The sequence below is a fragment of the Pelotomaculum isophthalicicum JI genome, from assembly GCF_029478095.1.
GTDB lineage: Bacteria > Bacillota > Desulfotomaculia > Desulfotomaculales > Pelotomaculaceae > Pelotomaculum_D > Pelotomaculum_D isophthalicicum.
In genome coordinates this window covers 57103-70780 of record NZ_JAKOAV010000007.1, presented here as the reverse complement: position 1 = coordinate 70780, position 13678 = coordinate 57103, and the positions used below count along the sequence as shown (strand labels likewise).

Sequence of the window (13678 nt, the reverse complement as noted above, 5' to 3'; positions counted from 1 at the left end):
GGTGTCCAAAAGGACATCCCTATTCAGGAGGTGTCCCATTTTCCCTGTCAACGTCCGGACAATAAAGACTGCAAAACTTTTCCACATCGCCACTGCAAAGCATACCCACATTTGCCGCAATAACTTCGGGAGGCCATTCCCACCAGCATATTTCCAGCAACCGCTTGATCTGACTTTCTGAAAATCTCTTTTTAACAACTTTACCGGGATTCCCCACTACAATTGCGTAAGGGGGAACCGATTTTGTGACAACCGCCCGCGCCCCGATCACAGCCCCGGATCCAATTTCCACACCAGATAAGATCGTAGCCCCATTCCCAATCCAAACATCGGAACCGATGATCACGTCGCCCTTTGATGCTACCACGCCTTCATCCGGTTCTTTTACAAGTTCAAACATAAGCCGGATAGGAAAAGTGGTTATCCAGTCAACCCGGTGATTACCTCCGACAAGAATTGTTACACCGTCCGCTATGGAGCAATATGAACCGATCGATACCTTGTTTATATCACCGGGGAAACTTATGATCGTCGGGGTCCCGTAGGTATATTTACCTACTGTTACCAAGCCCTGCTTCTTAGCCCTGTCAAACTGTTTTCTTTTCTCTATCTCAAGAAATTTCTCATAAGTATCATGCAATATCCGGTAAAGCCATTTTCCGAGAAACCTCCACATAAACCGAACCTCCCGACCAAGCCGCTAAAAATCATTAAACTATTATAATTCAGTTATTAATGCAGCATTTTCTGAAGTGATTACCTGTATTAACTTCGGTAAATTAGCTCTTATGGAAAAACGTTGTTCAACGGTATCTCTACCACGCCTCCCCATCTCCAACCGTAGCTGGGTTGAATGAATCAAAGCGCGTAATTTTTCCGCCCACTCTTCTGGTGAACCGGCCAGATAACCGTTTATTCCATCGGTTATAATCTCATTATTGGCGCTGACAGGTGAAGCCACCGCGGGAACTCCCGCAGCCATGTATTGAAGCAACTTCAGCCCGCATTTTCCCCGGGCTTCCTCGCTTTCAAAAAGGGGCATTACTCCCATGTCAAAAGTAAGAATCTGGCTGACTTCATCTTTTAAAGACCAGGGGATGTGCTCTACCCGAACCCCTGGACACTCGTAATTTTGCCCGCCGATAATCCGGATCAGAATCTTATATCTTATGCCAATTTCCTGAAAAACAGGTTTTAAAATATTCAAATAGGGCAACGATCCGGGCATGCCAATCCAGCCTATTACATACGGTTCACCCGGCTTTTTTTCGGCAACCTTTTTTACCGGATATCTGGACAGGTCAATAGATGTAGGGATAATTGCCACATTACTGTTATAAATCCTGGCATAGTCCGCCAGGTATGCGTTCCCGGCAATTACAGCGTCGCACCTGGCTAATATCCTGGCTACTCTGTTGCTGTCGGTGAATTTTTCCACCAGAGTCCGTTTGCGGTGCGGTGACGTGGCGAAAATTGCGTCGTCAAAATCAAAGATTATTCTTTTGCCCAGCAGGCCGGCAACTAAACAGATTAGCATTTCAGGTAGAGGATAGACGTGCGGCAGCACCAACCGCTGGATAAATACAGCGTTGTAACGCCAGATTATAAAGCAAGCCAGAATGCGGGAAAGTAACGAAAGCCCGAAAAAGACAGCTTTGGCAAGAATTCCTTTATAAGGGGTGAACCTGGCATATATATAATCAGATACTCCAGCTTTACAATCAGCAACGATCCCCTGCCCTCTCAGGTAATCCAGGTACTGGTGTATTCTGTACCTGCTGGGCGGGTCATTCCAAGACGCTGTCGGTAAAAATAATACTCTCAACTATGTACACCCCAAAATTTATTTAGGTATTCAGAAATCAGGAGTCAGTAGTCAGAATTGACTAATTAGTAGTTAGTAATCAGTTGTCATAGTTCAGTAGGAATTTCTTGCATACTTGTTGGGTTTTTAAACCCTTGAGTTGTACCCAAAATTATTCTGACTCCTGACTCCTGACTTCTGACTCCTGATTAGTTATGGTTGTAAAATTACCCGTGGTATGTAATTCTTTAATTGATATAGCAGTCCGGAATCTCTGAAAGCGGCAAAATAAGGCGAGGTTTTTAAACGAAACCGCCAATCGGTATCGTTGGAATAAATTCCGATTCTTTTTAAACTGTATATATCTTCATCAACCTGTCTAAGTCTTGGAGTCACCACAGCCGCCAGGTAACCCGCCTGACAGACGGCTTCTTTAACTCTCTGATTGAAACGTCCCGAAGGATAACAAAAACTCGTCACAGTTGATTGAAGGTTTTCTTCCAGACAGCGTTTTGAATCAACTAATTCTTTGATTAATTCTTTTTCCGGCAATTCATCCAGGTGCCAGTGGGAACAGGTATGTGACCCAAATTCCACACCGTATTTCTTCATCTCAAGGACTTGTTCCCAGCTTAGCGGCAAATCTTCATCATTAATTTTGTCCCATTTATTTTTATCCATGGGGAAGGTATCACTAGTGCCTATAAAATCCACTGTCAAAAAAATTGTAGCGCGGAAACCGTAGAGTTTCAGGGTAGGAAAGGCAAAAAGGTAATTATCGCGGTAACCGTCATCAAAAGTAATAACCAACGATTTTTTTGGCAAATCATTCTGATTTATCATGTTGGAATAGTCAGCCAGGGTTAATGATGAGTATCCTCTCTCGTGGAAATATTTCATTTGAGCCTGGAAGTTTTCAACTGAGACGGCCATAGGGTCCTTCCCGCTGGAGTTTACCCTGTGATAGGCAATTATTAATCCTTTCCTCATCTGGAAAACACCCCGCCCCTGTCTATTTTAGAAGATACTTCTTACCGGTCAGACGCCCGAATATTCTTGCCAATACCCAGCTGTTTTGCATACCTTCGCTGATTGCAATAAAAGCAATCATTATTACTTGCAGGCGAACACGGTAAAGGCCTCCGATATTGGATGAACCAAGACTGTAAATCAAACCGAAACATATGATTAAAACCAGCAAAAACAAGCAAGCGCCCCGTTGGGTCTGCCAGAGATTTTTTATTCCAACTCTGAAATAATTATATAAATAGTATAAGAAGATCATCTCCGGCAACGTAATGATCCGGATCGGGCCGACAGACTGCCAGGGCAGGGGGCCGAAAAGAAAATAAAATATGCCTATAGGCAAATATTTTAGTGCTTCAGAGTAAGAATCAAAACTAACGTCACCGGCGAAAGCACCCTGACCATAAGCCCCTTTTTCGTGTTGCTCTCCAATCGTTTCAATGCTCTGACTGAACACATAATCCTTTCCCATAAAGCCGTATCCCATTTGTTGCAGAGCTAAACCAGCGATTAAAAAAATAGCCAGGGTGTAGGCGATTCTCTGCCACCAGTGGAATTTCGTGGCGGTAAGAATATAGGAAAGGCTTATACAAATGGCAAGCAATATCCCTATATAAAACCGCAGCGAGATGAGCGCCATCAGCAGCAGGGACATAAAAAGGACCTTTCCAAGCTGAAATTTTTCCATCAACTCAATATTCTTTCTAACGATCAATGTTATAAGAAAAATAATCAAACTATCTTTTAAATTCAAGGATGACCATAGAATAGCCGAAGGGAAAAAAGCGGCAAGCGCGAAACTTATTCTTGCCGCTTTCGCTCCGCTTAGTTTCAATGAAATAAAATATAAATTTAACCCAATACAAACAGATGTAATGCTGTTTAATATACGGATCAAGTCCGGCTTATAACCCGCCAGGTAATAAATCAGGCCGTTCCAGTAGAAGTAACCGTAATTTCCAGTAGGCACCGCGAAGGTCGTGCCGTCACGCCAGGCGTCTGCGATCTGCCTGCCCATATACTCATAATAAAGCGCGTCTGAAGAATTTACGTAATTGATAAAAGCCGTGTCAAAACTATGCGTGGCCAGAATGAAAAGAAACCTGATTAAAACCGCACCCAGCGCCAGCCTGAACAGAAACATCCTATCCTTCACCGGAACCTCAAATATTCCGGCGACAAATAAAACTATGGCACTATATAAAATAGCGATTGGCACTGTTATTATGTAATCATTTGTAAAAGCGCCTGTCACAATCCCAATTATTATCAAGGATAAAACTGTACTTTTGATGATCGCACCTCCCGGAATTGAGTTTGTTACTATTCAAGTAGTCAGTATTCAGTAGTCAGTAGGGATTTTTTGCATTCCTTTAGGGTTTTTAAACCCTTGGTCCCTAAAAATTATTCTGACTCCTGACTTCTGACTCCTGACTCCTATTTATTTAACTATATTTTTACTATTTTTCCCTTACCATCTGTCAAGTTTTTCGTTGCATTGCGCGCGTCCAGAACGAGTTTTGCGTGCTCCACCACCCACTGGTAGTCAATAATGGAATGGTCGGTTATGATCAAAACACAGTCTGCACTGACTAATTCTTCTTGCGTAAGTTTTAAACTTCGCATATATCTTTCCTTTATACCGGGGAGTTTCAATACCGGTACATAGGGGTCGTGATAAACCACCTCAGCTTGATTCTTTTGCAACAAATCGATAATTTTCAAAGCCGGCGACTCTCTTATGTCATCAATATCTTTCTTATAAGCGACACCAAGGACTAATATTTTAGACCCATTTAAACATTTTCTTTGTTTATTAAGAGTGGTGGCTAATTTCTGCACAACATACTCTGACGCTTGCATGTTTATTTCTCCGGCAAGGTCTATAAAACGGGTATAAAAATTATAATCTTTGGCCTTCCAGGACAAATAAACAGGGTCGACAGGTATGCAATGCCCTCCCACCCCGGGACCGGGATAAAAGGTTTGAATGCCAAAGGGCTTGGTAGCCGCGGCATCCACAACTTCCCAGATATCAAGACCCATCCGGTCACAGAGGATCATGAACTCGTTAACCAGAGCAATATTGACAGACCGGTAGGTGTTTTCGAATATTTTGGTCATTTCCGCGGCCGCAGGGGAGGATACCGGTACTACCTGCTTCAGGCTCTGGCTGTAAAAAGCGCATGCCACGTCCCGGCACGAGGGAGTGACTCCTCCGATCACTTTCGAGATATCCCTGGTAGTGTAACGCTTGTTGCCAGGGTCAACCCTTTCCGGGGAAAAAGCTAAAAAAAAGTCCTTGCCAACAGTGTGGCCTGTTGATTCCAGAATAGGCAGAATCACTTCCTGGGTTGTTCCCGGAAAAGTGGTGCTTTCCAAACAAATTAGCCGGTTTGTTTTGACCTGATCGGCTATTTCCCTGGTTGCTGAAATAACGAACGAAAGATCCGGTTGGTTCATCGATTTCAAAGGGGTCGGCACGCAAATAATGACAATGTCGGCTTCTTTAAGCAGGTCAAAATGATGATATGCGCTTAATTTCCCATTTTCCACCACGGAAAACAGAACATCTTCAGGAACGTCCTGAATATAATTCTTTCCTTTGTTTATCTGTTCCACCTTTTTTATATCTTTGTCTATACCCATCACCGAAAATCCAATTCTAGCCTGTTCAACCGCCAGCGGCAGGCCAACGTAGCCCAAGCCGATTACCGCAACTTTTGCCGACCGGTTATATATTTTTTCTTTTAATTTTTCCTCCGGGTATTCCCCTTGTTCTCTGTATTTTCCCATTTGGAAGACACCATCCCAAGTGATTATTTTCTAAAACCAGGAATTAATTTTTGCAGTAAAAGAATTATTTCATGTTCCCGGTAAGGAAAACCCGGACTTTCCAAAACATTGAGAGAGGCTTCCAAAAGATCGAAGTCCTGCTTGCCTTCAGATATGGCGAAGATTCTTTCATGCTCGGTGGGTATGGTTCTCTCGCCCTCGCCTACTAACTGCTCAACTAATTTTTCGCCAGGGTTAATGCCGGTAAAACAGATCGGTATGTCTTTTTCAGGCTCGAAACCTGAAAGGCTAATCAGTTTTTTGGCTAAATCAAGAATCTTCACCGGATTACCCATATCCAGAATAAATATCTCTCCGCCTTTAGCTAGAACACCCGCCTGGATAACCAGTTGCGCCGCCTCAGCGGTAGTCATAAAATAACGCTCCATATCCGGATGGGTAACGGTTACCGGACCGCCACGGGCAATTTGCCTCTTAAACAACGGTATTACACTGCCCCGGCTACCCAAAACATTGCCGAAACGTACAGCGGCAAAACGAGTTTTTCCCCTTTCGTTCATTCTCTGAATAACCATTTCCGCCACGCGTTTTGAAGCTCCCATAATGCTCGCAGGATTTACCGCTTTATCCGACGAGATCAGGATAAAGGCGCCGGTACCCACCCGGCAGGCCGATTCAGCCAAGATTCTCGTACCGGTAATATTATTTTTCACCGCTTCTTCCGGACACTGTTCCATAAATAAAACATGCTTATGGGCGGCAGCGTGAAATACCACGTTTGGCCTGTATCTATCAAATATCCGCCTCATACGCGCCCGATCTTTAATATCACCTATTTCAGGGATGAGTTGCAAACCTTGAAAATTTTCCCTCAACTCAAGATTAATTTCATAGATACTGTTCTCCCCGCGCCCCAACAAAATTAATTGTCCAGGTGAAAATTTCGCAACCTGACGGCTCAGTTCGGAGCCGATAGAACCCCCGGCGCCGGTAACCAGCACGCTTTGGTTGGTCAGATACCCGGCTATCCGCTCCACATCCAGAGTTACAGGCTCCCGGCCAAGCAGGTCGCTTACCTCAATATCCCTGATTTTGCTTATTTTTATCTTACCTGTAATCAGATCGTAGAAACCCGGAAGAATTTTTAAATGCGCTTTGCTCTGATGGCATTTTTCAATGATCTGGCAGATAACCCGGCCTGAAGCTGAAGGTATCGCGATAATAATTTTTTTAATATCGTAACCGCGAACAATCGTCAGGATGTCATCCCTGGTTCCTAAAACCGGTAAACCATGCAGCACTAATTTTTGTTTTTTGAGATCATCGTCAATAAAACCAACAGGTTTCAAATCCTTGTTTAGACTTTGGCCAAGAACATCAGCCACGACTCCTCCCGCTACCCCGGCGCCGATGATTAACACTGGCTCAGCTTTTTTTGCCACATTTTTACCTCTTTTCAGCCTTTGCCAAACTGCTTCTATTTTGCCAACAATACACCTAAAGCATGATATGGGAAGGTGACTGAAAAGGTTACTGCGATACACCATACAGCAATTGTCAGAAATACTGTGTATATTTCTTATTGCAATCATTGAAACTAAAAAGAAAGAATACAGGAGGGAATAAATATTGGAGAAAAATGTAACTGTTTACACAACACCCACTTGACCCCATTGCAACCATGTGAAAGAGTTTCTTTCAGGCAAAGGGGTAAATTACAAAGAAATCAACGTCGCGGCTGATGAGCGCGCCAGGGACGAAATGATCAGGAAGACCGGGCGGATGGCCGTGCCGACAGTTACCATGGGCAGCCAGGTAGTGGTAGGTTTTAATCGCAATGAGCTGGAGAAAATGCTCTCTTAACGGCTCGTTTCAGATAGGACTAGCAGCGCTGAAAAGGTGGTTTCGACGACTTGTGGGCACGCTGCTTAATAAGCCCATAAGTCGTTTATCCACAATTATTGAAGTCCGGTTACTCCTACTCGCAGACTGATATTACTGGCGCTTAAAATGGGTCGTTCGCTATGGGCAACGCCATGCCCTCAATTGTCAGGTTTGCTGAATGCTAACGCTTAATCAAAACGCAAGATCTGTTCCATTATTTCCCGGAAAACCGGCGCGGCTGATTCACTACCGCTGGCGCCGTCTTCAACTAAGACGGTGACAATATAACGTGGATTGATTCGCGGGGCATAGCCGGTAAACCAGGCGTTCACCGAATGTTTCATGTCGCCGGTTTGCGCTGATCCCGTCTTGCCGGCGCTCCCGAAAACCGGCACTAAGGACCCTTTCGCGACACCCTCGTCAGTTGCCAGTTCCAATAATTCACGCAGTACAGCGGCGGTATCAGGACGGATTGCCTGGCAGCCGGGTTCTGAATTGAATTCTCTGGCCGCCTCTCCGCCGCTTTTACGCACTTCTTTTACAAGACGCGGCGCCCGGTAAACGCCGCCGGAAATGACCGCGTTCATCATGGCCGCGACTTGAACGGGACTAACCAGCACAGGCCCCTGGCCAATACTGCTGTTCACCAAATTGTACGGCGCCGCAATCAGGCTCAGATCCTCGCGCCGGTCAACCGGTACCGGGTAACCTGTGACAGACTGGTTATCCAAACCCAGTTTTCGGGCATATTCAATTATTTTTTGCGCGCCGAGGCTTAAGCCAATCCTGGCGAACGCAGGATTACAGGATTCGGCAAAGGCACGGGAAAAAGTAATATTGCCATGTCCCGCGTCATTCCAGCAATGGATTAAATTATCTTTTGCCCCGCCGCAGGTTAACAAACTGCCGGCGCCGGCGACACCTTCCTCCAAAGCAGCCGCGGCAACTACAATTTTAAAAATAGAACCGGGCTGATAGAGAGCGGTACAATGGTCAAAAAACCGCTCCTCGCCGCCTTTTCGTAAATAATCTTCCACCTGCGCCGGGTGGAAGGCCGGGCGGCCTGCCATGGCAAGCAAATCTCCCGTGCCCGCCTCCATCACGACCACCGCGCCCTTGATCGACCTATTGTCCATCACACTTTCCACAACCTGCTGAATACGGGCGTCAATGGTAAGCACCAGATCCTGCCTGTTGCTGTCCCTGACACCCTCCTCCACTGTTATCACAGAACCGTTTAGAATATTCCCAGTGGCATCGTGGTAAACCCTGGCCGCCCGTTCAGGTCTCTCGCCTTTCAGTTCGGACTCATACATACCTTCAAGACCGATTTTGCCGACCACATCATCGTATTTATAGGACTTGCCACTCTGACTGCTTAATATGGACAACTCCTCACGCGAGGCGATTTTCCCCAAATGACCGATCACTTGAGCCGCCAGCGGCTTGTCCCCGTAACGAAAACTAACCGGTAATACCGCCACTCCTTTCCATCCCCGCTCTTTCACCGCTTCCACCTGTGCTTGTGACAACTGGTAGGGCAAGTAACGAGGAGCCCCGTTCAGCAAGTCAGCCAGAACCGTGCGCGGCACATTAAGGATTTCTGAAAGACCCCGGATAACTTCCTCCCTGTCTATCACTTCAGGGAAAACAACAATTCTCTCAGATTCCTGCTCACCGGTCAAAGACAGTAGGTTTCTGTCCAGAATTTTTCCCCTGCACACTTCTTCCAGGGGAACATAAATGCTTCCCTGCTCCAGAGCCATAGCGGCATATTTTTCTCCGTCCCTGATTTGAATCATCCAGAGACATGCAGTCAGGAGGCCTAAAATGATGATAAAGAAGTAAAAAACCGCAACTTGTCTTTTCTGAATCAATAGCCCCATTATTTTCCGGCCTTTCCACATGTATGTATATATTAGAGCTTGGCCGGAAATGTTTATAGTTATACATTCGAAACCTTTGGGCATATAACACAGGTCGAGTAGCTGTATGCCTCACGGGGAAGCAGGGGGACGTTCTTTTCAGGGGAAGCAGGGGAGGAAGCAGGGGGACGTTCTTTTCAGGGGAAGCAGGGGAGGAAGCAGGGGGACGTTCTTTTCAGGGGAAGCAGGGGAGGAAGCAGGGGGACGTTCTTTTTGCTTCCCTCCCAGGAGGGAAGCAAAAAGAACGTCCCCCTGCTTCCAACGGGCCGGCTTTACTGAATACTGACTACTGACTACTGAATAATTATTCGATTGGTTTTCTCAGCATGGAATATGCCTCAAGTTCCTTATGTACTGGTATTTTGACAATTTGCTGGGGGTGTGGGGCAACCTCTATTGAATAGCCATCCTCGTCGTAAATAGCGCTGATTGTTAGCTTTGAAGGCCCTCCCGCCGGAGTGAGTATTTCCACTTCATCCCCGACGGCAAAGCGGTTGCGCTGCTCCACCACCGCCAACCCGGCTTGTTGATCGTAACCCCGGACCAGACCAATAAAGGAATAGCGTCGCCGGTAAATTTTACTGTTATAATGCTGACCCGCCGCGCCAGGGTTACCGAAAAGAAAGCCGGTGGTATATTCGCGGTGGCTTACCTTGCCGATTTCCTCAAGCCAGACGTCCGGATTCCAGCAACCCGCCCCGCCGGCAAAAAAAGTATCCATCGCCTCACGGTAGGCCTTTACAACCCCGGCTACGTAATGGATACTTTTCATTCTGCCCTCGATCTTAAAGCTGTTAATGCCGGCCGCCGCCAGCTCCGGAATATGCTCAATCAGACAAAGATCCCGGGAACTAAGGATATAGGCGCCTTTTTCATCTTCTTCAAGAGGCAGGTACTCGCCCGGTCTTGTTTCCTCCACCAGGGCGTACCTCCAGCGGCAGGACTGCGCGCAGTCGCCCCTGTTGGCGTCTCTCCCGGTAAAGTAGTTGCTTAACAAACAGCGTCCGGAATATGAAACACACATGGCGCCGTGGACGAATATCTCCAGCTCCACTCCTACCCGTTCCCTGATCTCGGCAATTTCATCAAGAGACAACTCGCGGGCTAGAATGATCCGTGAGACACCTAGTTTTTCCCAGAATTGCGCCGCCGCCCAATTAGTTGTATTAGCCTGGGTGCTCAGATGCACCGGTAGAGCCGGGTGGAGCTTTCTTACCAGTTCAACTACTCCCGGGTCGGATAAAATCACACCGTCTACACCGGCCGCGCTGACCGTATCAAGATAACCGGGTAATTTAGCAAGATCGCTGTTGTGGGCAAATATATTCACTGTCACATAAACCCGTACTCCTTTTTCATGGGCAAAGCGTACCCCTTCAGCTATTTCTTCCTCACTGAAATTGCCCGCCCCGGCGCGCAGTCCAAAATGCCGCCCACCGAGGTAGACGGCATCAGCGCCATAAATGACGGCCACTTTTAATTTTTCCAGGTCTCCGGCAGGCGCCAGAAGTTCCGGTCGTTTCACTGCAGATACCTCTCTTTATTGGCATTGTGCTCTGCCAGCGTTCTGGCGAAGGCATGATAGCCGTCCGGCTTGGCGACATAATAAAAATCTCCTGTCACAACCGGATGAACCGCGGCAAGTAATGATGACTTGCCGGGTACTGCTATCGGACCGGGCGGGAGCCCTTGCATGAGATAGGTATTATAAGGTGAATTAACTTCCAAATCTTTGTAGGATAGCTGCGGCTTATTAGCGCCCAGGGCATATTGTACCGTGGCGTCAACTTGCAGGGGCATGTTACAAGACAGGCGATTATAGATGACCCCGGCAATTAACGGTTTTTCCTCTTCAATTTTTGCCTCCCGCTCCACCAGCGAAGCGATTGTCACAGCTTGGTGCAGCGTCAGCCCCGCTTCCCGCGCCAGAGTTAGGTAGTCCAATTCATCTATTTCTTTTTCAAAACGGTTTAGCATCAGTTCAATGATGGAACTTTCACTGATACGCCTGGTTACCTGGTAGGTATCCGGGAAAAGATACCCCTCCAGACGCTTTTCATTTTTCGGCAAACCCTGGATAAAAGGGTAATTAAAATTATAGTTAACAACCGCTCCGTAAAAACGCTCACGGTTAATTAACCCCTTGTTTACAAGTAAATCGGCAATTTGGGCGGTAGTAAAACCTTCAGGTATGGTAAAAGTCTGGACCACCAGGCGGCCGTCAATTAGTTCAGCAAGTATTTGCGGTGTTGACAGCCCACCGTTAAGCTTATACTCACCGGCCTTGATCTGCCCGTCCTTCCCCTTCCACCTGGCAAAAAGACTAAACGCCACAGCGCTTCGCACCAGTTTATTCTGCTGCAGTATTTTTCCCGCCTGCCCGGCGGACGCTTGCAGGGGTACAGTCACAACCACGTCACTCGCCTTGCTTTGCGGCGACACAGGCAACAGCAAAGCTACGCCGCTGAGTATAAACAGACAAATAAAACTCGCCGGAATCATGAAATAAAACTTATACCTTGCCAGCCACCTGACCACAGTATTTTTTCTTTTTAACTTGCCCATGCCAAGCCCATAGTATATCATCCATAATCTTTATTTGCGCGGATTATTGAACACGAACGCTTCCCCGGCTTGCCCCAGTCCCACTCCCGCTTGTGCCTCCTTGATTAGTGGGCGGCTTCGTCGGGATCGCCTGATTAACTGTTTGATTCCCGGTCACGCTGGAAGTTTCACCGTTATTCCCGATATTTACACTGTCCACCGGCTGATTTATATTTCCCAGGCTGTTCTGGCCGCCTACCGGCTTATTTGGCCAGCCTGCCGCCGGTGGAGGAGTGGAAGGGGCGATTTGCGGCAGAACCTGTTCCATTGTGCCAACCGCTATTACTTTGTTCACAGGACTATATTCACTGGAAGAAAGGTATTCCCTTTTTTCCACCACTCCATTTGAGAGGAACAACCGCTCAGCGGACGCTTTAAATCCTTTCGCGCCTTCCTGCTTTACAACCTGCTCACCTTTACGCAGGTTGGGATCATTCTCGTAAACCACGCCGGGCTCAATCTCCTGAGTAACCCAGGAATTCACCCGCACATCTTTTTTATAAGCAGTGTTGCCATATATTTTAAAACCAATCTGCCCACCGGCAACAAAAGACTTGATATAAATATAGTTTTCAGTATTATTGCGGAATCTAAAATCTAACTCGTCATAAACAACAGTGGCGTCGCGGCCGATTGGCACATAGCTTACCGGCAGGGAGTGATTGTAACGTTCCACAATTTCCAAGCCGGCCAGCAGGACACAATTATAGAGGGTCGTGGACACTTGACAAACCCCACCCCCCAAACCTTCCACTATCTCGTTATTGACAATCACCGGAGCGTTTTTATAGCCTGCCTCCGAACTACGCGGACCGACAACTTTATTAAAAGACACTTCATGTCCCGGGCGGATTAGCTGTTCGTCAAAAGCGCGTGCCGCCACGCTGATATTATAGGTACGGCTGACTTTGCCGGCATCAAACCAGGTAGAATAACCGGCCAGCAGGCCGTTTATCCCCATCGACCGGATCATTTCAGTGGAGCGGGCAGGCGGTACGGTAATGACGGTCAGTTCCACCTCCGGTTTTTTCGCTTCAACAATGACTGATGTAAGATCGCTTGTTAGTTTTTCAATATCTATTCCTGTACCGTCTTTACCCGGCCGTACGGAAACAGCATCGTTGCCGTCAACTAAAAAATTCGCGTCGATTGGTTCAACAGTGACACCCCGGGTCAACTCTTTAGTTCGTTGGCTTAGTCTATCCTGATCAAAATTAACAGCTACAGAAATAACCTTGCCGTTTTGCTTTAACTGCTGTCTATCCCGCCACTGCCGGATCAAGTTGCCCTCCCGCCCGGCATGAAGGGCCGCGTCCATTATTGCCTCCTCGTCCAGTTCGAACCCTATTTCATTTAACAACAGCGGCCAACTCTGGTCCCGGTAGCAAAGCGTTACTTTGGTGGCCCGCAGGTTTTTTTCCAATTCAGCAAGCTTTACCATGCCTTCAGATTTACTTAAATTTCCCAGATCAATTCCCATAACTTCAACACCGGGCAACACCTTCTCCGACGCTGAGCTAAAAAAACCTGATCCCAAAAGAACCAATGGTGTTATCAGTGCAACTACAATTAGAATACAGTAAACAACACGGGTGCTTTTCACGGGCAACACCCCTTAAACTTTAAGTTTGATTCTAAC

The 13678-nt window shown here is 46.8% G+C and carries 11 protein-coding genes; 1 reads left to right on the top strand and 10 read right to left on the bottom strand.

The genetic code is table 11. The annotated features are described in order from the left end of the window. Window positions 1-19: 19 nt before the first annotated feature. The 6 genes from L7E55_RS05565 to L7E55_RS05540 form a co-directional block, all read right to left on the bottom strand. Window positions 20-676, bottom strand: coding sequence for a CatB-related O-acetyltransferase (locus tag L7E55_RS05565; protein ID WP_277443080.1), 657 nt, complete (start codon window positions 674-676; stop codon window positions 20-22). A gap of 42 nt (window positions 677-718) precedes the next feature. Continuing rightward, entirely contained in the window at window positions 719-1825 is a 1107-nt protein-coding gene (locus L7E55_RS05560; RefSeq protein ID WP_277443079.1) for a glycosyltransferase family 4 protein, read from the bottom strand. Window positions 1826-2017: 192 nt separating this feature from the next. Continuing rightward, window positions 2018-2794 (bottom strand): polysaccharide deacetylase family protein, encoded by a 777-nt coding sequence (locus L7E55_RS05555; RefSeq protein WP_277443078.1) that lies wholly within the window; start codon window positions 2792-2794, stop codon window positions 2018-2020. Window positions 2795-2816: 22 nt separating this feature from the next. Then, on the bottom strand, window positions 2817-3974 hold the full coding sequence (locus tag L7E55_RS05550; protein WP_277443077.1) for a hypothetical protein: 1158 nt from the start codon (window positions 3972-3974) through the stop codon (window positions 2817-2819). 305 nt (window positions 3975-4279) lie between these two features. Continuing rightward, window positions 4280-5626 carry a nucleotide sugar dehydrogenase gene (locus tag L7E55_RS05545; RefSeq protein WP_277443076.1) on the bottom strand — a complete coding sequence of 449 codons (1347 nt, stop codon included), beginning with the start codon at window positions 5624-5626 and terminating at the stop codon, window positions 4280-4282. Between the two features lie 23 nt (window positions 5627-5649). Continuing rightward, window positions 5650-7173 carry a polysaccharide biosynthesis protein gene (locus L7E55_RS05540; RefSeq protein WP_277443075.1) on the bottom strand — a complete coding sequence of 508 codons (1524 nt, stop codon included), beginning with the start codon at window positions 7171-7173 and terminating at the stop codon, window positions 5650-5652. A gap of 82 nt (window positions 7174-7255) precedes the next feature. Between L7E55_RS05540 and L7E55_RS05535 the strand changes: the two genes are divergently transcribed. After that, entirely contained in the window at window positions 7256-7489 is a 234-nt protein-coding gene (locus tag L7E55_RS05535; protein WP_476748053.1) for a glutaredoxin family protein, read from the top strand. 209 nt (window positions 7490-7698) lie between these two features. Here L7E55_RS05535 and L7E55_RS05530 read toward each other — a convergent pair whose 3' ends face one another. The 4 genes from L7E55_RS05530 to L7E55_RS05515 form a co-directional block, all read right to left on the bottom strand. Next, complete coding sequence (locus L7E55_RS05530) at window positions 7699-9396, bottom strand: peptidoglycan D,D-transpeptidase FtsI family protein (protein WP_277443073.1); 1698 nt, start codon at window positions 9394-9396, stop codon at window positions 7699-7701. A gap of 343 nt (window positions 9397-9739) precedes the next feature. Next, a complete protein-coding gene (locus L7E55_RS05525; RefSeq protein WP_277443072.1) occupies window positions 9740-10960 on the bottom strand; it encodes a peptidase U32 family protein in 1221 nt (406 codons plus the stop codon). Continuing rightward, window positions 10957-12021 carry an endolytic transglycosylase MltG gene (gene mltG / locus L7E55_RS05520; protein WP_277443071.1) on the bottom strand — a complete coding sequence of 355 codons (1065 nt, stop codon included), beginning with the start codon at window positions 12019-12021 and terminating at the stop codon, window positions 10957-10959. Before mltG ends, L7E55_RS05525 begins: the two co-directional genes overlap by 4 nt. A gap of 22 nt (window positions 12022-12043) precedes the next feature. Next, a complete protein-coding gene (locus tag L7E55_RS05515; protein ID WP_277443070.1) occupies window positions 12044-13642 on the bottom strand; it encodes a VanW family protein in 1599 nt (532 codons plus the stop codon). Between the last annotated feature and the right edge of the window lie 36 nt (window positions 13643-13678).